This window comes from Pseudomonas sp. R2-37-08W (assembly GCF_003851705.1).
In the GTDB taxonomy this organism is placed as follows: domain Bacteria; phylum Pseudomonadota; class Gammaproteobacteria; order Pseudomonadales; family Pseudomonadaceae; genus Aquipseudomonas.
This window is the reverse complement of record NZ_CP027728.1, coordinates 813,037-832,443: the sequence shown is the minus strand read 5'-3', so window position 1 is coordinate 832,443 and position 19,407 is coordinate 813,037. Positions and strand designations below refer to the sequence as shown.

The 19,407-nt window shown below is 61.9% G+C and carries 15 protein-coding genes and 2 pseudogenes; 8 read left to right on the top strand and 9 right to left on the bottom strand.

The features are described from left to right. Positions 1-17: 17 nt before the first annotated feature. The 3 genes and pseudogenes from C4J93_RS03560 to C4J93_RS03550 all read right to left on the bottom strand — a co-directional run bounded on the left by C4J93_RS03560 (position 18) and on the right by C4J93_RS03550 (position 3,385). Complete coding sequence (locus C4J93_RS03560; RefSeq protein ID WP_098949645.1) at positions 18-1,124, bottom strand: efflux RND transporter periplasmic adaptor subunit; 1,107 nt, start codon at positions 1,122-1,124, stop codon at positions 18-20. 19 nt (positions 1,125-1,143) lie between these two features. Beyond that, positions 1,144-2,370: a TolC family protein gene (locus C4J93_RS03555; RefSeq protein WP_124428606.1), complete on the bottom strand. Its 1,227-nt coding sequence runs from the start codon at positions 2,368-2,370 to the stop codon at positions 1,144-1,146. Positions 2,371-2,479: 109 nt separating this feature from the next. Next, a pseudogene (locus tag C4J93_RS03550) lies at positions 2,480-3,385 on the bottom strand (cation diffusion facilitator family transporter). A 217-nt stretch (positions 3,386-3,602) separates the two neighbouring features. Between C4J93_RS03550 and C4J93_RS03545 the strand changes: the two are divergent. After that, a pseudogene (locus C4J93_RS03545) lies at positions 3,603-4,972 on the top strand (gluconate:H+ symporter). A gap of 3 nt (positions 4,973-4,975) precedes the next feature. Here C4J93_RS03545 and C4J93_RS03540 read toward each other — a convergent pair. Beyond that, on the bottom strand, positions 4,976-6,265 hold the full coding sequence (locus C4J93_RS03540) for an MFS transporter (RefSeq protein ID WP_124428605.1): 1,290 nt from the start codon (positions 6,263-6,265) through the stop codon (positions 4,976-4,978). A 185-nt stretch (positions 6,266-6,450) separates the two neighbouring features. On the opposite strand from C4J93_RS03540, the gene C4J93_RS03535 reads away from it, so the two are divergent. Beyond that, a complete protein-coding gene (locus C4J93_RS03535; RefSeq protein ID WP_124361165.1) occupies positions 6,451-7,869 on the top strand; it encodes a short-chain fatty acid transporter in 1,419 nt (472 codons plus the stop codon). Between the two features lie 38 nt (positions 7,870-7,907). Here the strand turns inward: C4J93_RS03535 and C4J93_RS03530 are convergent, their stop codons facing one another. Both C4J93_RS03530 and C4J93_RS03525 read right to left on the bottom strand, forming a co-directional pair. Further along, positions 7,908-8,249, bottom strand: a complete 342-nt coding sequence (locus C4J93_RS03530) for a DUF86 domain-containing protein (RefSeq protein ID WP_124369490.1) — start codon at positions 8,247-8,249, stop codon at positions 7,908-7,910. After that, entirely contained in the window at positions 8,246-8,536 is a 291-nt protein-coding gene (locus tag C4J93_RS03525) for a nucleotidyltransferase family protein (protein WP_124361163.1), read from the bottom strand. Before C4J93_RS03525 ends, C4J93_RS03530 begins: the two co-directional genes overlap by 4 nt. A gap of 155 nt (positions 8,537-8,691) precedes the next feature. On the opposite strand from C4J93_RS03525, the gene acpA reads away from it, so the two are divergent. Beyond that, entirely contained in the window at positions 8,692-10,392 is a 1,701-nt protein-coding gene (acpA, locus tag C4J93_RS03520) for an acid phosphatase (RefSeq protein ID WP_124428604.1), read from the top strand. A gap of 122 nt (positions 10,393-10,514) precedes the next feature. Next, entirely contained in the window at positions 10,515-11,684 is a 1,170-nt protein-coding gene (locus C4J93_RS03515) for a hypothetical protein (protein WP_124428603.1), read from the top strand. Between the two features lie 98 nt (positions 11,685-11,782). Here C4J93_RS03515 and can read toward each other — a convergent pair whose 3' ends face one another. Further along, positions 11,783-12,427 carry a carbonate dehydratase gene (gene can, locus C4J93_RS03510; protein ID WP_124428602.1) on the bottom strand — a complete coding sequence of 215 codons (645 nt, stop codon included), beginning with the start codon at positions 12,425-12,427 and terminating at the stop codon, positions 11,783-11,785. A gap of 139 nt (positions 12,428-12,566) precedes the next feature. Here can and C4J93_RS03505 point away from each other — a divergent pair, with 139 nt between their 5' ends. After that, positions 12,567-12,971 (top strand): serine kinase/phosphatase, encoded by a 405-nt coding sequence (locus C4J93_RS03505; RefSeq protein WP_124428601.1) that lies wholly within the window; start codon positions 12,567-12,569, stop codon positions 12,969-12,971. 119 nt (positions 12,972-13,090) lie between these two features. Here the strand turns inward: C4J93_RS03505 and rimI are convergent, their stop codons facing one another. Both rimI and C4J93_RS03495 read right to left on the bottom strand, forming a co-directional pair. Next, complete coding sequence (rimI, locus tag C4J93_RS03500; RefSeq protein ID WP_003188286.1) at positions 13,091-13,543, bottom strand: ribosomal protein S18-alanine N-acetyltransferase; 453 nt, start codon at positions 13,541-13,543, stop codon at positions 13,091-13,093. Further along, complete coding sequence (locus tag C4J93_RS03495) at positions 13,536-14,279, bottom strand: energy transducer TonB (RefSeq protein WP_124430835.1); 744 nt, start codon at positions 14,277-14,279, stop codon at positions 13,536-13,538. The genes rimI and C4J93_RS03495 overlap by 8 nt, the downstream gene beginning before the upstream one ends. 187 nt (positions 14,280-14,466) lie before the next feature. On the opposite strand from C4J93_RS03495, the gene mksB reads away from it, so the two are divergent. Genes mksB through mksF form a run of 3 tightly spaced genes read left to right on the top strand, consistent with a single transcriptional unit; the run spans position 14,467 to position 19,278 of the window. After that, positions 14,467-15,744, top strand: coding sequence for an Mks condensin complex protein MksB (gene mksB, locus C4J93_RS03490; protein ID WP_124369486.1), 1,278 nt, complete (start codon positions 14,467-14,469; stop codon positions 15,742-15,744). Further along, positions 15,734-16,441, top strand: coding sequence for an Mks condensin complex protein MksE (gene mksE / locus C4J93_RS03485; protein WP_124365719.1), 708 nt, complete (start codon positions 15,734-15,736; stop codon positions 16,439-16,441). The genes mksB and mksE overlap by 11 nt, the downstream gene beginning before the upstream one ends. Further along, the gene (gene mksF, locus C4J93_RS03480; protein ID WP_124428600.1) at positions 16,438-19,278 is read left to right on the top strand and encodes an Mks condensin complex protein MksF; all 2,841 of its coding nucleotides are present in this window, start codon (positions 16,438-16,440) and stop codon (positions 19,276-19,278) included. Before mksE ends, mksF begins: the two co-directional genes overlap by 4 nt. Positions 19,279-19,407 lie beyond the last annotated feature (129 nt).

Sequence of the window (19,407 nt, the reverse complement as noted above, 5' to 3'; positions counted from 1 at the left end):
GGGAATCACTCGCAGGATCAATGGGCGTGTTCGGCCGAGCCTTTGCCCAGTTCGGACTTGAGGATGAAGCTGCCAGCCGTCGCCACCTGCGCGCCGGCCTCCAGGCCTTTACGCACTTCGACGTAGCCGTTTTCACTGACGCCCAGTTCAAGATGGCGGGTGATAAAGCCGTCCGCCGTGCGCACAAACACCGAGGGTTTGTCCTCGACGGTCTGGATAGCGGTTTGCGGCACGGTCACCTTAGCCTGGTAGGTATCGGTGGCCACTTGCACGGCGACGAACAAGCCCGGGCGCCAGGCGTCGTCAGGGTTGGGAACCGTCACCCGCACGGTAGCGGTGCGCGTCTGCTCACCGAGCAAGTTGCCCACATAGGCCACGGTACCCAGCACTTCGGTGCCCATTTCCGTCGAGCTGACTTTTACCGGTTTGCCCACGCGAACCTTGTTCAAGTCTTTGGGAAATACACCGAAGGTGACCCACACCTGGGACAGATCCGAGAGGGTGAAGGCATTGCTGGTTTCACTGACCACCTCGCCCACCCCCAGATGTTTTTCCACCACCACACCGGCGAAGGGCGCACGCAGTTCATAACGATTGCCGCCGGCCAATACGGCGCTGCCGCTGAGGGCAGTCATTTTTTGCCGCGCATTGTTCAGGGCGATTTCAGCTTCTTGCAGGGTTTGCCGCGCCAGCAAGTAATCCTGTTCGGCAGAGATTTTGTCCTGCCACAATTGACGCTCGCGCTGGAAGGTAGTGCGCGCCAGTTCGACCCGGCGCTCGCTGGCAGCCAATTCGCTGCGCTGGTCGGAAATCTGCTGGCTGGCGATCACCGCCAACAGTTCACCCTTCTTCACCGACTGGCCCAGGTTGACCTTCACCGCCTCTACCACGCCCGCTGCGCGGGGCACGATGTGGGAGGTACGGTCTTCATCAAAACGCACCTCGCCCGGCAGCGTCAGCACGGTGCTGATGGCGCGCGGTTGCGCCTGGGCCAACTGGATGCCGGCGGCTTGAATCTGCTGCTCGGTGAGTTCGAGCTTGCCTTCTTCTTCCTCGGCGTGGGCGAAGCCCGACAGCATCAGGCCCAGGGCGACGGCGAGCGCCATGCCATGTTTTTTATTCATCAGGAGACTCCAGGAAAAATCAAAAGCGGGCGAGGTCGCCGTAAATGCGTTCGATGCGTACCCAGGCCTCGGTGGCCTGGGCGGTGGCAGCAAGGTATTGGGTACGGGCCGCGATCAAGGTGCGCTGGGCGTCGAGCACGTCGAGGAAGTTGAACTTGCCCATCTCGAAGCCACGAGTGGCGCTGTCTACCGCACTTTGTGCGGCGGGCAGGATCTGCTGGTTGAACGCGCGCACTTCGGTATTCGCGGTTTGCCACAGGTCCAGGGCCTGGCGGGTTTCGGTGCGCAGGCGCAGCTCGGCGGCATTGCGCAGGTCGCGGGCCTGGTCGGCGCGTCGAGTGGCCGCGAGGATGTTGCCCTGGTTGCGGTTGAACAACGGGATCGGCATCGACACGCCCACCAGGTTCACCCGCTCGCGCACGCTGGCGTCGTATTGGCTGCCGATGGACACATCCAGGTCCGGAATGCGCTGGGCTTTTTCCAGGCCCACGCTGGCTTCGTTCTGCACAATGTTGAGTTCGGCCAGGCGCAGTTCGGCGGTCTGCTCAAGGCGTGCCAACAATGGCGCGGCGGCGGGTAACGCCGGTACGGAAGTGCTTGGCGTAGCGACGGCCTGGAAGTCGGTGGCGGCGCTGCCGGTGCTGGTGGCCAGGCGACGGTGGGCGTCAGTGAGGCCGATCTGTGCGCGGTTCAATTCCAGGCGGATTTCCGACACCTGCACCTGGGCGCGGGTGGCTTCCACTGGTGACGACTTGCCAGCGGTGACGCGCCCGTTGGCGACCACCAGGCCGCGTTCGGCAAGCGTCATGGAGCGTTGCGCCAGGTCGAGGCGTTCCTGGGCACGCAGGGCGCCGTAATAGCTGTCGATGACCTCGGCGCGCAACAGGTTGCGACGCTGCTCCAGGGTCAGCGCGGCGGCATCCTGGGCGCGGGTGGCCACTTCGATACGCGCACCGCGCTTGCCGCCCAGTTCCAGGGTCTGGCTGAGTTTGATGCTGGTAATGCGGCTGTTGCGGCGAGTGTCTTCGGCGTCCCAGGAGGCCACCGGATTGGGGATCAAGCCGGCCTGTTGGCGGCCGCCTTCAGCGATGTCAATTTCCCATTGTGCGGCCGCCAGATCCGGGTTGTTGGCGAAGGCGGTTTGCAAGGCTGCATCGAGGGTGAGGGGTTGTGCCTGGGCGGCGTTTGCGGATATCCACAATGCCAATGCCGCCGCCCCCAACAGTGTTCTAACAAAAATTGCCATAACGAGAGTTCCACGCCCATGAAGTCGCTGAGGTTTCCCAGCGGGGGCAATGTAGCTTTCGGTACTTATCAGGGGCGTGGGCGAAAGATTACAAATCCGTTAGCCAGGCTCAGGCATGCACTTCGTCGTGAGCGTCATGTTGAAAACCCTCGCCTTCGACCTGGATCGTGGCGTGAGAAATATCGAATTGTTCGTGCAGTAACTCCGTCACTCGGCTGAGGATCTGTTGCTCAGTGCCCTGGGACGCATCCGCGACCAGATGCGTACTCAGCACGTTCTTGCCACTGGTGAGGGCCCAGATGTGCAGGTCGTGCACGTCCCTGATCCCAGGCACGCTGCGGATGGCCTGCTCCACCTGCTCGATGTCCACACCCTCCGGCACACCTTACAGCAGGATATTCATGCTCGCCTTGAGCAACGTCCAGGTGCGCGGCAATACCCAAAAGCCGATGGCGGCCGCGACCACGGAGTCAACCCAACCCCAGCCAGTGAACATGATCACCAGCGCGGCAATGATCACGCCGACGGAGCCCAGCATGTCGCTCCAGACTTCCAGGTAGGCGCCCTTGACGTTAAGGCTCTCGCCACTGGCAGCGCTGAGCAGGCGCATGGAGATCAGGTTGACCACCAGCCCCAGCAGCGCAATCACCAGCATGCCGGTGGACTGGATTTCGGCGGGCGCCTGCAGCCGCTGGTAAGCCTCGTACAAGATGTAGAACGCCACGGCGAACAGCAGTAATGCATTGAAGGCGGCCGCCAGGATCTCGAACCGCGCATAACCGAAGGTGCGCTTGCGGTCTGCCGGGCGCTTGGCGACCTGGATCGCCACCAGGGAAATCGCCAGGGCCAGGGCGTCGGTCATCATGTGCGCAGCATCGGACAACAGCGCCAGGCTGCCGGTGACAAAGGCGCCGATGACCTCGGCCAGCATGAAGCTGCCGGTCAGCCCCAGGGCGATCCATAACTTGCGTTCGTGGCCGGCGCGTACTTGGGCGTGGCTGTGTCCTGCACTCATGAAATGTCCTCGTGGGTTGGGATGGGGCGGATCATAGAGCTATAGGCCAGTTCCACTGGCATGGTTTGCAAAATTGTCATCTGAGCGCCAGAGCATCGTTAGCTTCGGGAGCACCAAAATCGTTCATGCACGCGTTAGGGGAGCACTATCAGGTATGCTTTTCAGGCTGAAACAAAAAGAAACATATTAGCCAACCTGTTCGATAAGGAGTCCCGTTTTGGAGTTATCGACTGCCGCGTGGATGGTTCACGACACCCGCCTGATCGGCTGCGTGCTGCTGGCCATCGCCAGCATCATTGTGCTGATCAGCGCGACCAAATTGCCGCCGTTTCTGTCGATCCTGATTGGCACTTTTATCGCCGGGGTGGGCGCCGGGTTGCCACCGGAAGAAGTGGCCAAGGCGTTCAGCAAAGGCGCCGGGGCGATCCTGGGTGAAGCCGGGATCATCATCGCCCTGGGCGCGATGCTCGGCGCGCTGATGGCCGAATCCGGCGCGGCCGACCGAATCGCCACGACCTTGCTCGGGTTGGGCAAGGGCAAGTCGTTGCCGTGGGTGATGGCCCTGGTCGCCATGGTGATCGGCCTGCCGCTGTTTTTCGAAGTGGGCCTGGTGATGATGGTGCCGATCATCTTCGTGATGGCCAAGCGCTCGAACCAGCCGCTGCTGAAAATCGCCATTCCCGCGCTGGCGGGCATGACCACCCTGCACGCGTTGATGCCACCGCATCCGGGGCCGCTGATTGCCGTGGGCGCGCTGCATGCCGACCTGGGCCTGACCATGTTGCTCGGCTTATGCCTGGCGGTGCCGGCGGTGATCCTGGCCGGCCCGCTTTACGGTAACTGGCTGTCCAAGCGCCTGCATGTGGAAGAACCGGCCGAGATCGGCGCGCTGTTCAGCGCACCGCCCAAGGCGCCGCGCCAGCCGAGCTTTGGCGTGTCATTGCTGATCATCCTGTTACCGGTGATTTTGATGCTCGGCAGCACCCTGGCCAAAGTCGCGTTGCCCCCGGAAAGCAGCGTCGGCCTGGTGCTGAAATTTCTCGGTGAACCGCTGATCGCCCTCGGCCTGGCGGTGATCGCCGCAGTGATCTGCCTGGGCTGGGCCGCCGGCATGCCGCGCGCCGACGTCGGCAATACCCTGCGTAAAGCCCTCGCGCCCATCGCCGTGTTGCTGCTGACCATCGGCGCGGGGGCGGCCTCAAGCAAACGCTGCTCGACGCCGGCGTGAGCCAGACCATCAGCAAGGTCGCTGAAGGCGCGCACATGCCGTATCTGTTGCTGGCCTGGTTGATCGCCGTGGCGCTGCGCCAGGCCACCGGCTCGGCCACCGTCGCCACTACCACCACGGCGGGCATCCTCGCGCCGATGATGGCCGGGCTCGCAGCGACCCAGAGTTCATTGGTGGCACTGGCGATTGGCGCAGGCTCGGTGTTCTTCTGCCACGTCAATGACGCCGGATTCTGGATGGTGCGCGAGTACTTCGGTTTGCAGCTCAAGCAGACGATTTGGGTGTGGTCGGTGCTGCAGACGATTGTGTCGGTGGTCGGGCTGGTCGGCACGTTGCTGCTCTGGCACTTCCTGACCTGAAGCTCAGCCCGCCAAGGTGTGGCGCTTGCCGAACAGCGCCACGCTCCCCACTCCCACCGCCCCCATCACCACGCAATAGCCCACGCAAATCCACGGACTAGAGGGCATCAACGCAATCAATATCAGCGGCGTAGTACTCGCCCACAGCGCATAGGCGATGTTGTAGGTGAAGGAAATTCCCGATACGCGCACATGCGCCGGAAACAGTCCGACCATCACCGACGGCACCGCGCCCACCACCCCGCAGCTCAAGCCGGCCACGGCATACGCCGCGCCCAGCCAGATACCGCCGTTGATCAGGCTGGCATACAGGATAAACACCCCCACCGGCAACAGCAGGCTGTAGACCAGCACTGCGCGCCAGGCGCCAATGCGGTCGACCAGCAGGCCCGCCAGCACGCAGCCGATGTTGAGGAACACAATCCCCAACGCACTCAAGGCGAAGGTGTGGCTGGGGCTCATGCCGAAGGTTTTCTGCATCATGGTCGGGGTGATGACAACGAGGACCACCACCGCCGACGTGAGCACACAGGTGAGGATCATCGCCGGCAGCAACACCGCGCGGTGGTCGCGCAATACGGTGCGCAGCGGCAGTTCGGCAGCGGCCTGGCGGCGGGCCTGCATTTCGAGGAACACCGGGGTTTCGCTGAGCCAGCGGCGCAGCCATACGCCAATCACGCCGAATACGCCGCCGAGCAGGAAGGGCAAGCGCCAGGCGTAGTCGAGAATCTCGGCCGGGGTGAAGACCTGTGCAAGCAGCGTGGCGGTAAGTGCGCCGAGCAAGTAGCCGAACGTCAGGCCGGCTTGCAGAAAACCCAGGGCATAACCGCGATGGCTGCGCGGGGCGTGTTCAGCGACGAAGGTCCAGGCGCTGGGCACTTCACCGCCCACCGCGGCGCCTTGTAATACACGCAGCGCCAGCAGGATCAGCGGTGCGAAATAGCCGATTTGCGCGTAGGTCGGCATGATGCCGATCAGCAGGCAGGGCAAGGCCATCATCAGGATGCTCAGGCTGAACACGCGCTTGCGTCCCAGGTGATCGGCAAAGTGCGCCATCAGAATGCCACCCAGCGGGCGGGCGAGGTAGCCGGTGACGAAGATGCCAAAGCTTTGCAGCAGGCGTAGCCACTCGGGCATTTCCGGGGGGAAAAACAGTTGGCTGAGGGTCAGCGCGAAGAACACGAAGATAATGAAGTCGTAGATTTCCAAGGCGCCACCGAGGGCGGCCAGGCCCAGGGTTTTGTAGTCGGAGCGGGAAAAACGCTGCGCCTGTGACGAAAAGGTGGCAGTCATGTACGGGCTCGGCAGACAAACAAAATGGCGTGCAGGTTATGAGTTGAACCGGATGATGGCAATCGCGACGGATATATTTGTTTTACTCATTGATCAATGAAGATAACTACATTCCCAAATCAATGACCTTGGAGGAACATGCCGAAAAACTGCCATCCCCATAATAAATACAAGAGGAAAGACTCGTGGCCGATGCTATCGAAGAAAGCCGCTATGCCCGATTTGCCTTGCGTTGCTCCAACTTCGCCGAGCGCTGGTTCCCGGACTCCTGGGTGTTCGCCGCCCTCGCCGTGATCATCGTTGCCGTGGCGACCCTGGGCATGGGCGCTGCGCCCAGCGAAGCCGCCAAAGCCTTTGGTGACGGGTTCTGGAGCCTGATTCCGTTCACCATGCAGATGGCCTTTGTAGTGATTGGCGGTTATGTGGTCGCCAGTTCGCCGCCTGCGGTAAAGCTGATTGACCGCCTGGCGCGCATCCCGAAGAACGGCCGCTCGGCAGTGGCCTGGGTCGCGTTGATTTCCATGGTGGCCTCCTTGCTCAACTGGGGCCTGTCCCTGGTGTTCGGCGGTTTGCTGGTGCGTGCGCTGGCCCGTCGCACGGACTTGCGCATGGACTACCGCGCCGCTGGCGCTGCGGCCTACCTGGGCCTGGGTGCCGTATGGGCGCTGGGGTTGTCGTCATCGGCCGCGCAGTTGCAGGCCAACCCGGCCAGTTTGCCGCCGTCGATCCTGGCGATCACCGGGATGATCCCATTTACCGAGACCATCTTCCTGTGGCAATCCGGCGTGCTGTTGCTGGCGCTGATCATCGTGTCGCTGATCATCGCCTACGCCACCGCGCCGGGCCCGAACAGTGCGCGGGATGCCAAGGCCTGCGGTGTCGACCCGGCATTCAACCTGCCCAAGCCGCAGGCGCCGACCCGACCCGGCGAATGGCTGGAGCACAGCCCGTTGCTGACTATTCTGCTGGCGCTGCTGGCGGCCGGTTGGTTGTTCCACGAGTTCTCGACCAAACCGGCGATCAGCGCCATCTCGGGGCTCAACACCTATAACTTCCTGTTCATCATGGTCGGCGCGCTCCTGCACTGGCGCCCGCGCAGCTTCCTCGATGCCGTGGCCCGCGCCGTGCCGACCACCACGGGCGTGCTGATCCAGTTCCCGCTGTACGGCTCGATCGCGGCGCTGATGACCGTGGTCAAAGGCGGCGACGGCCAGACCCTGGCGCACCATATTTCGCTGTTCTTCACCTCCATCGCGTCCCACGACACCTACGCCCTGCTGATGGGCGTGTACTCGGCGGTGCTGGGCTTCTTCATCCCCTCCGGCGGCGGCAAGTGGATCATCGAAGCGCCTTACGTGATGCAAGTGGCCAATGACCTGCAATATCACCTGGGCTGGGCGGTACAGATCTACAACGCGGCCGAAGCGCTGCCGAACTTGATCAACCCGTTCTATATGCTGCCGTTGCTGGGCGTGTTGGGGCTGAAGGCGCGGGACTTGATCGGGTTTTCGTTCGTGCAATTGCTGGTGCACACGCCGTTGGTGTTGTTCTTGCTGTGGGCGTTGGGGACGACGTTGACGTATTTGCCGCCGGTGATGCCGTAAATAGCGGCAGACCGTACCTGCTATTACAGTAGGTACGGTCATTCAGTGGGGGGAAGGCGCTCCAGCAAATCGGGCAATGCGCTTTGTATCGTGTCCCAAACGACATCGAAGTTGATATCGAAGTAACCGTGAGCAATTCGATTGCGCATCGCGCGCATATTGCGCCAGGGAATGTATGAATGTTCTGTAGCGAAGTCGGGGTGCCGGTCCATGATTTTCGTCGACGCCTCACCAATGATGATCAGGCTCATGACCACTGCTTGTTGCGTTCGCCTGTCCTCCAAGAACTCTTCTTTGCTTAACCCCTCAACAAAGGTAATCGCGTCAGTGCAAGCTTGCTTGATGTGTTCCAGATAATCCCCAAGGCGATTTTCCGTCATACCGGACGAGCCTCAGCCAACACCTTCGCGCGAAACTTCAAAGGCAAATCACCAGGGGTCAGCAGATCCACATTGACGCCCAGCAAGCTTTCAAGCTCTACCTGCAACCCACCGAGGTCAAAAAGCGTCGTTCCCGGCGGCGCGTCGACAAGCAAGTCCAGGTCACTGCCTTCGTGATCGGTCCCCAGTAATACAGACCCAAACACTCTCGGATTTGATATACGAAAACGCCCGACCACTTCTCTAACAGCGGCTCGTTGTAGATCAAGTGCAATTGAAGGTTTCACGGTTCACCTCGCGGCCTGCATCAAGAGGCCAGTCTAGCAGCGCTTATGCGGTGTAGACACGGCCCACTCATCATAGGCCTGTCTTTGTTCCGTCACATTCCATTGCTACCGTCCTGCGAAACATCTTGCAACACCTCCCCAAGGACTCCCGCGCAATGAGTGACGAGCACGTAGACCGCCCCTCCACCGATTCCGTAAGCCAACCGCCGGTCGACACCAGTCGTCGGCGCTTCCTGGGGGGCGCGGCGGTACTGGGGGTGGGCGCGACCTTGAGTGCGTGCGGTAATACCGGCGAAGCACCGGGAAAACCGATGCCGCGCCCACTCACCTCGCAGGAGCTGGATAAAGCCTTGCGCGACAATGTGAAAACCGTCGTGGTGATCTACGCCGAGAACCGCAGCTTCAACAATCTGTTTGCAGACTTCCCCGGGCTGGAGAAACCTCTCTCGGCGCTTTCGGTGGCTGACGTTCAACAACGCGATCGCGATGGCAGCGTATTGACCACCCTCCCCCCGACCTGGGGCGGCGTGTTGCAGGTGGGCCCGCAAAGCGTGGATGGCGTGACCTACCCGAGCGCCGTGCAATTCCAGGAGAACCTGCCCAACGCCCCGTTCGCCCTCAAGGGCCCGGATGCGCAGGACTTGCCGCTGAGCCTGGTGACCCGCGACTTGTGGCATGTGTTCTACCAGAACCAGATGCAGATCAACGGCGGCAAGAATGACGGTTTCGTTGCCTGGGGCGATTCCGGTGGCCTGGTGATGGGCCATTACGCCCAGAGCCGCTATTCCCTGCGCCTGTGGGACGTGGCCAAGGAGTTTGTGCTGTGCGATAACTTTTTCCAGGGTGCGTTTGGTGGCTCGTTCCTCAACCATCAGTACCTGATCAGCGCCACGGCACCGATCTATCCGAATGCCGCGCAATCGGTGGCCAAGGCGCAGATCGCCACGCTGCAAAGCGATGACCCCGCCGACACGCGCCTCAAGCCCCTGGACACCTCGCCGGCCAGCGCCATGGCCGGTCCGCCGCAGTTCGGCCCCAGCGCCTTGACGCCGGACGGTTATGCCGTCAACACGCTGGCTCCGCCCTACTGGCCAACCTGGATCCGCGACCCGCAGAACCCGGACTACGCCAAACCGGACCTGCCCAATGTGCTGGTGCCGCAAACCCATGAACACATTGGCGACAAGCTCTCGAAAAAGAACATCGACTGGGCCTGGTACGCCGGCGCCTGGCAAGCCACCCTGGAGCAATTCAAGGACTCGGGCGGTATCCCCAAGATTCCGAACTTCCAGTACCACCATCAGCCGTTCAATTACTTCAAGCAGCAGGGCCCCGAGAACCGTGCCGAGCGCGACAAACGCCTGCGCGACGGCGGGTTGGGCGATGAGTCGAGCACCAACAGGTTCTTCGCCGACGCCCAAGCGGGCAAGCTGCCCGCCGTAACCTTCTACAAGCCCCAGGGCAACCTGAACATGCACGCCGGCTATGCCGATGTGGCCTCGGGCGACCGCCATATCGTCCGCGCCTTGAAGCTGCTGCAGGAAAGCCCGCAGTGGAACAACATGGTGGTGCTCGTGACCGTCGATGAGAACGGCGGCTGGTGGGACCACGTGGCACCGCCCAAGGGCGATCGCTGGGGTCCGGGCACACGGGTTCCGGCCCTGGTGGTGTCGCCGTTCGCACGCAAAGGCACGGTTGACCACACGCTCTACGACACCGCGTCGATCCTGCGCTTGATCACCCGCGTGTTTCAGCTGGAGACCCTGGACGGCCTCAAGCAAAGGGATGCCGCAATGATCGCCCGCGGCCAGAAACCCATGGGGGATTTGAGCAATACCTTGCAGTTCAGCGTGTAGGTTCACTTATCCAATCGCGACACACGCGGCGATTTAGCACGCGGTTTTCCTGGTCAGCCGCTACTGTGTGAGGGTGGGCTTTCATCCCGCGCAGACGGGCTTTCGCTGACAAGGAACCAATTATGTTCAAACCGACCAGGCTGTGCTTGACCCTGGCTGCGCTGCTGGCCAGTGCGGTCGTACAGGCCGACATCGAAGTGCCGTTGGGCAGTACACAGCGTGTCACCCAGTTGTTCGCGTTTCCCAATAACTGCAACGTGATCTGTTTTCGGCCCTGGACGCTGGAACAGACCGCCGAGCACTATTTGAACCAGAGCCTGCAACGTGACGGCTACAGCCGCGCCAAGGTCAGCGTCAAGGTGCATGACGGCCAGGTCGCGGCAACCTTCAGCGGCGTGCCGGACGGTTACGGCCAGCCCCTGACCACGCTGCTCGATACCGCAGACCTGGCTTACCAAGGTGCCAGCCAGCTCAACAGCGACGGCAAGTGGGCCTATAACTGGTACTTGTTCCTGCCGCTGGGCATGGCCCTGGAAAACCGCAAAAGCATCGAGCTGCTGCACTTTCCGCCAGATTATTCGCTAACCCAGGCCCAGGATTACCTGGAGTCGGCCACCACCGACCGCTGGGCGACTTTGCTCACCAGCAATGGCATTCCTGCCAGCGAAACGCCGGCCTATCAGACCATCATCGATATCGCTCCCATCGCCGCGCCGTCCAATGCGGGTAAAGACCTGGAAGCCATCTACGGCTACTTCACCGACTACCAGACCCGCATGGTCAAGGAGCTGAGCCTGCGCCCCAGCGATTCGTTGCCGATGGTGGCCTTCGGCGCGCCGGTGCGCAGTTGGATCAAGCAACAATACGGGCAAACGGTGGCAGTGCTGGGCCTGGCGCAGATCAACCCGGAGCCGGGCAGGCCGGTCTCGGTGCTCGGCGCCAACCACCCAAGCTACATCTGGTACGCCGCCAGCCCGGACACGTATGACGGCAATGAGCAGAAGGCCGATGAGGCCGGCTTGAAAGTGATGGGCCAGGATCTGAGCGCAGCCTGCTGGCAAGCCGGCATGGGCCAGAAACCCGCCAGCGACGCGAATGTATTGCTCAAGGCATGCATGAACACCTGGCAGGTCACGCGCAAGGAGCAGACCTGTGAACTGTTTTACACCTCGGTGCGCAACCTGAGCCCGGAGCAGGCCAACGCCAAATGCGCCACGCCCACCATCAAGGCCCAGCTGAAGCAGCTGCGCAGTGCAGCCCCGGCCCCCACCCTCGCGCCGCCCGCGCTATGAGGAGCACCCAGGATTTCTACTGTCAGATTTGACAGTAGAAATCGGCTCTGACTTCGGTGAGTCTTGCGCGGCGCCCATTTGCGCGAGCGTAAACGGACTTAGACTTCGCCCAACGGCCGCAGGCGGTACTGCGGCGGCAGTTGCTCGAAGCCACTGATGGTGGTGTTCAAGCTCTTCCAGCGGCCGTCCTTGATGCCATAGATGCAGCCATGGATCGACAGGCTCTGCCCGCGGTGCCAGGCGTTTTGCACTATGCTGGTATGGCCGACGTTGGCCACCTGCTGAATCACGTTCAACTCGCACATGCGGTCGACGCGCTCTTCTTCGGTAGACAACTGGGCCAACACGTCGCGGTTTTCGTAGTAGAGATCACGAATGGTGCGCAGCCAGCCGTCGATCAAGCCGAACTGACGGTCCTGCATCGCGGCGCGCACGCCGCCGCAGCCATAGTGGCCGGTGACGAGGATATGTTTGACCTTGAGCACATCGACTGCGTACTGGATCACCGACAGGCAATTGAGGTCGGTGTGCAGCACCACGTTGGCCACGTTGCGGTGCACGAACAGATCACCGGGCAACATGCCGACGATCTCGTTGGCCGGTACACGCGCATCGGAGCAGCCGATCCACAGGTATTCCGGGGTTTGCTGGCGGGCGAGCTTGGCGAAGAATTCGGGATCTTCCTGTTTGATCGCATCCGCCCAGCGTTCGTTGTTGTCTAGCAGGTCTTGTAGTTCGTTCATCAGGGAAAGCCTCAGGAATGATGCGCAGTTTTGTGACTGACAAGCCTTCGTCCAGGTCACGCCTTGCGCAAATTAGCTTGAATCTTTGCGGCGCAAAGCCTGTCCACACACTATAAGCCCCACAGTATGAGGATTGGCCATGACTGAATCACGACGTCCCTACGGCGCTACGCAGCCCGAACCCATTGATGATAACGAAGACCGCATGGGTTCGATGCGCGAGCTGGATTTTGATGAAGAAGACCAGACAGCGGAAATCGGCGACGAAATACCCCGCGGCGAACGTGAGCACCTGATGCCCGACGAACGGGTACGCGAGGCCGGGCTGACGGGGGCTTCGACGGATGACCATGAGTCGACCGATGATGACATGAGCCCCGAAACGCTGATCCATGAGGATGGCGCGCGGGATGCACGGGAGGAAGGTGAAGATAGCCCGGCGGATTATGACTTGAGTGTCGTCGATGAAGATGAGATTGGCGGTGGGAATGGGTTGGATGAGGCCGAATTGGCCGATCTGGACCCGCTCAACGGCAAGCGCTGACCCAACTCGGGTCAAAATGTGGGAGGGGGCTTGCCCCCGATAGCGGTTTGTCAGTCAACTCATGTATTGGCTGAACCACTGCCATCGGGGGCAAGCCCCTCCCACATGGATTTCGGTGTTTAGTCGACCAGGGTGCAGGCCATCACGACTGCGTCTTCGCGGCCGCCCACGGCTGGGTAGTAATCGCGACGACGGCCAATTTCGTTGAAGCCGTAGCGCTCATACAGGCGGAACGCCCCGGTATTGCTATCACGCACTTCCAGGAAACACTCACGAGCATTGGCCGCATACGCGCGGGACATCAGATGCTCCAGCAGTGCCAAGCCCAAACCTCGGCCCTGATTCTCCGGCTTCACGGTGATATTGAGCAGATGCGCCTCATCGAGGATGATCTGCACCACGCCATGGCCAACCTGTTGCTCACCTTCGAACATCAGCCAGATCTGGTACTTGCCCAGCCCGTCGAGAAAGATGCCACGGGTCCAGGGGTGGCTGAACGCCGCGTATTCGATCTTCAGCACGGCATCGAGGTCTGCCTCGGTCATCGGGCGGAAGGATAAAGCCTCACTCATCGGTTGTTTTCCAGCGCGCCATCAGCCGGCGCATGGCTTGCCAGATATCAGCCTTACGCTGTGGCTCTTCCATTAATAATTCCAGGCCCGGCAGGGCCCATACCGAACCCAAGCCTTCAACCTGCAGTTCGCGGTACCAGGCTTCGGCGTCCGCCTCACCGGCAAAGCGCACGGCGGGCAAGCCGATCAGCCACAGGCAGACGCACGGTTCGTCTTCCAGGCGTGCCGCAACAAAACTCTGTACAAAATCCCGCGCGGCGTCCGGGCCCTGGTCCATGGTGCCGCGCACCAGCAGTGGCCAGCGCACCGGGTCGCCGACAATTTGCGGGCTGTCGGGCAGGCCGGCGGCGCGCAGCATGTCCTTGAGCAGCAGGTAGGCCGGGTCGCGCGACTGGAAACGTTCGCCGGTGGGCAATTCCACCAGCAGCAGGCAACGCCCGGCGCGCAGCAGTTGCAGGGCAAAGCGTGGCGTCGGCACGACCGGGGCCTTGGCCACCGGGGCAGTGTCTTCGGCGACCACTGCCTTGACCACCGGTGACGGGCGCGGCACCTCGATCTTCGCGCGCTCCACCGTCGGCCGCGTTTCGGGCACAGGCTTGATGACCGCCACCGGCGCGGCGGCTTCCTCGCCTGACGGCGCGAACGCTTCATAGGGCTCCGGCGCCTGCAACAGCTCGGGCCGCGACGGCGCGGCAAACGGCAGTTCGGTGCGGGGCAGCCAGTTGACCACCTGCATGGCGCTCAAGTAAGCGCGACGTCGGGACTCGGTAAGCACAGCTCAGCCACTTGTGGATAACTAAAGAGCGGGGATTCTACCGCTGTTCGGCAACAATCGCCCACTGCACACTGACCGGCTGTGGATAAATCCCGCGCCCGATGCAGTACAATCGCGACTTTTAATCGCCAACCAGCCGGCCTTTCCCATGATCGAACCCAAGCGCGTCCTGCGCGCCCTCGCCGAACACTGGGCCTTACTTGAGCCACTGTGCGAACACTTCGACCAAGGCACCCTGAGCCTGGGCGAACTGCGCGCGCAACTGGCCGCCCAACAATTGGACAGCACGCCCCAGGACATCACCAGTCTGCTGGACGTGTGGATTCGCCTGGATATCCTGGTGCCTGTGGCCAAGAGCCCGAACCGTTTCGAGCTCAACGCGCAGATCCACGACTTCCTGGCGTATCTTCGCAAGGAGCACCGGCTTGGCCTGTGCCTGGAAATCGAAGCCTACCTGCGTCACCTCGAGCGCCTGGCCGGTTATATCCAGGACGCTTTCGACATCCGTGACGGCCACGACCTGGCCCGCCAACTGCGCCTGCTGGATATGCGCGTGCGCGACGTGCTGAAAAAACTCGCCAACGACGAACAAGCCCTCGCTGCCGTTGCCGACCGCGCCAAGACCAGCGACCGGCAGATCCCGTTGCGTCAGCGTTACGCCGAAGTATTGGCGACCTGGGACGAATACGTCGAGCCGATGATCCAACTGGTGAACGCCGACGGCGCGTTCGAGCAAGGCGTGCGCAAGGTGGAGAATGTGCTGCTGCGCATGCTCACCGAGCAGCAGCGTCTGGGCCACCTGGTGGACGACGACATGCTGCTGCGCACCCACGCGCGCATCCTCGAGATGCAGACCAGCGCCCAGCTGACCCTGCGCCATGCGCGCGAGCTGTTGCTGCCGCTGCGCGAAGAGGCACGCCGGCACAACGCGGTGACCCGTGGCGCGGCGCTGGCCCTGTCGGCGATCCGCCGCAAAGGCCTGGACGCGGTGCCGCAAGCGGCAATGCCGATGTTCAGCCGGCCGCAAAGCACCTTCCTGGGCAGTGCCAGCCAGGTCGAGGCGTATGTGTATGCCCTGGCGAATTTCGAGCCGAAACCGGCGCGTTTCCCCAAGGCGCACAAAACCCACAAGGGCGAAGCCCCGCGCGCACCGCGAACGGTCAAGGAAATGCTCGAGCGCTGCGAAGACGCACTGCCGATGCCGGACCTGATGACCTGGCTGCTGGAGCAGGAGCCGAACGGCGCGACCGACGAATTGTTGTACTGGTTCTCGCGGCTCTCGCGGGAAAAACGCTTCAAGCGCGAGCGCCTGGAACGCCGCGATTACCACACCCACGAGCACCAGGTCAGCCTGCGCTCCTTCGCCCTGCTCCCGGCCAGCTCTGACGCGGCCGAGCACTCTGCGAGCATCCCAAATGCATCTTGATCTATCCGAACTGTCCCAGCTGGCGCCGATCTTTCGCGAGCTGTTCAAGGGCTACCACGTCAGCCGCCGCGACCCGGAGCTGTACGCACAACTGTCGAATTTCCAGGACCAGTACCGCACGCTGTTCAAGGCCCTGGGCTTTGAGCTGGTCTGCGATACCCGTGGCTTCTACTACTTCGTGCCGGACTCCGCGATTGCCAGCGCGCAGGTAAACAAGACCGCCCAGCGCCTGGCGTTGTTCACCTTCATTCTCGTCGAACACCTGGCCGACCAGGGCCGCGACCCGGTTGCCGTGCTTGACGGCGGCAGCCTGGGCCGCGATGAACTGCCGTCGTTGCTGGAGAAATACCGCGACCTGTTTATCCAGGCCGAAGTGCAGACCCAGGAAGAACTCGAAGAAAAAATCATGCGCCGCATGACTCAGCTGGGTTTCGCAAGCGAAGACAACGGCATCTATCGCTTCCTGCCGCCGATGCATCGTTTCCTTGATGTGTGCCTGTCGGTGCAGCAAGACCGCGACCTCGCCGCCAGTGTGCACAGCGTCTTGCCGTTGCCGGCGCCGGTGATCATCGACGAAGACAGCGATGAAAAACTGCTGAAGACCGATGACCCGCTGGACTTGAGTGACTTCGCCGAAGACAGCGAAGAAGACGCCCTCGCCCGCGCCATTGCCGAAGAACAGGAGACCGACGCATGAGTAAGGAACGCTACGGCATACGCCGCTTCGCCCTGTTGAATACCGCCGGCTACAGCCTGGGTTTATTCCCGCTGGAAGAACCGTTGTCGGTGTATGGCGCGAACAACCTGGGTAAATCCGCGTCGATCAACGCCTTGCAGTTCCCGATCCTGGCGCGCATGTCGGACATGAGTTTCGGCAAGTACACCCTGGAGCAATCGCGGCGCTTCTACTTTGCCACCGACACCAGCTACATCCTCGTGGAAGTCTCGCTGCCCCACGGCCCGCATGTGATTGGCGTGGTCGGGCGCGGCCCGGGCGGTGGTTTCGGTCATCAGTTCTTCGCCTATGCCGGCAAGCTGGACCTGGCCCACTATCAGAAAAACGACACCTGCCTGCGCCAGAAAGAGCTGTTCACCAACCTTGAGCGCGAAGGCCTGAAGGCCTATGAACTCAAGCCCGACGAACTGCGGCGCCTGTTGGTGGGCGGCCACACCTCGATCCCGCTGGACCTGACGCTGATCCCACTGCGCTCCACCAGCGAACAGAGCCTCAAGACGTTCCGCGCGTTGTTCATCAACCTGCTGCACATGCGCGAAATCACCGCGGCCAAGCTCAAGCAATTGTTCCTGGATGCGTTTGAACACAGCCTGCGCTCCGGCAGCGTCGATTACATCGCCGCGTGCGAAGAAGCCTTCCGCGATGTACGGCGCATGGAGCAGGACTACAACTCCCTGGTGGCCGCCGGGCCGTTGGTCGAAGCACTCGCCAATGGCGTGAAACAGCGCGACATTTTGCGCGGCAAATTGCATCGCCTGTCGCCGTTGCTCGATTCGCTGTTGGGCACCTGGTCGGATTACGCCAGTGCGCGCAAGGAAGAGCTGACGATCCAGGCCGAACACTATCGCAACGAGCAGGATGCGCTGCAGAACGACCAGCGTGGCGGCACCCAGGAGCTGATGCGCCTGGAGCGCGAGATCAGTGGCATCCAACGCTGGTTGGGCGAGTTGTCGGTGCTCAAGCATCGCTTCGCGCTGGTCGATGATGTGCGGGTGCTGGAGCAGCAACTGCTCGCGGCCAAGGACGCCCACGACGAATTGGCGGGTGCGCTGGCGCAGTCGCGTCAGTTCAGCGCCGAGGACCTGGACGAGCGTCTGCGCGACCTGGAAAAACGCTTGAAGTCGGTCAAGCAGCAGCTTGATCACGCGGACAACAACAGCTACGCCAAGCTGCGCGAAGAATTCTCGCAGCAGGATGTCGAGCGCTTGATGCGCCTGTTCAACAGCGCGTTGTTCAGCCTGCCTCTGGGTGAACATGGCATCACGCTGGATGAGCAAGGCCAGTGGGTCAAATCCCTGGAACAGATCCTCGATGGTTTCAAGGGCGAGCGTTTCGAAGTGCCGGGGCTGTCCATCGACATCTCGCACATCGAACCACCGGCTTTGCAGGCCCTGGCGGATCGCGCGGCGTTGCGCGACCAGAAAGAGCGCCTGGAAAAAGAACTCAAGCAACTGAAAACCCAACATGCGGTCGCTTCCGACCGAGCGGCGAGCAAGACCCAGACCGAAGCGCTGTACCAGCAGGTATTGGACGCGCAGAAGGCGCTGGAAGATTTCCGCCGCACCCAGACCCTGAGCGCGGAGGAAGGCGAGAAGCTGGAAAATCTCGCGCAGATGGAAGCGGCCCAGGACGAACTGAAGCGCTCCAGCGATGCGTTCACCGAGCGCGTCCAGCAGCTGTCGGCCAAGCTGCAATTGGTCGGTCGCCAGATCGGCGATATGGAAGCCAAGCAGCGTACGCTGGACGACGCGTTGCGCCGGCGCCAGTTATTGCCGGCGGACCTGCCGTTCGGCACGCCGTTCATGGACCCGGTCGACGATTCCATGGACAACCTGCTGCCGCTGCTCAACGACTATCAGGACAGCTGGCAAGGCTTGCTGCGTGCCGATGGCCAGATCGAAGCGCTGTATGCGCAGGTGCGCCTCAAGGGCGTGGCCAAGTTCGACAGCGAGGACGACATGGAGCGGCGTCTGCAACTGCTGATCAACGCCTATGCGCACCGTACCGATGAGGCGTTGACCCTGGGCAAGGCGCGCCGCGCGGCCGTCACCGATATTGCGCGGACCTTGCGCAATATCCGTAGCGACTACGACAGCCTGGAGCACCAACTGGCGTTGTTCAACCGCGAAATCAACAAGCGCCAGGTCTCCAACCTGCAGAGCTTTCGCATCGTGCTGGCGCCGAACAAGGAAGCCCTCAAGCATATCGACCAGATCATCCACAGTGCCGGTCAGTATGAGGAAGGCGAAACGTTGTCGGTGTTCGACCTCAGCCAGAGCGCCGAGCAGGACAACAAGAACGAAGAAGCCAAGGAATACCTGGCCCGCCTCGTGGCGGCCAACCATAACCAACTGGGCCTCAAGGACCTGTTCGAGCTGGCGTTCGAGATCACCAAGGTAAACGGCCAGCCGGTAATTCATACCGACATCGACGGCGCCGCGTCCAACGGCACCACCATGACCATCAAGGCGCTGACCAACATGTACTTGTTGCTGCACTTGATGGACCGCGACCAGGCCGGTCGCGTGCGCCTGCCGTACTACCTCGACGAGGCGGCGGATATCGATGAGAAGAACCAGGCAGCGTTGCTGGAAACCAGCCTGCAGTTGGGCTTCGTGCCGATCCTGGCCAGCGTGAAGCCGCAGGTGTCTGCCCAGGTAGCGATCGACCTGGAAGGCGGCAGCGGGCCGAACGGGATCTACATTGATGAGGCGGACTGGAAATATATCCGTCGTCACGATGCGGTGAAGGCCACGCTGAACGTGCAGGCGGACGAGCCGGAGCTGGATGCCGTCTGACGTGTAGCGCTGAAAGGCAAAAAGGCCGCGATCGTTTGGATCGCGGCCTTTTTTGTGGGTTTTGCAGTGATTTTTAAGGCCTCATCGGGGGCAAGCCCCCTCCCACACTTGAATGTATTCACACATCGG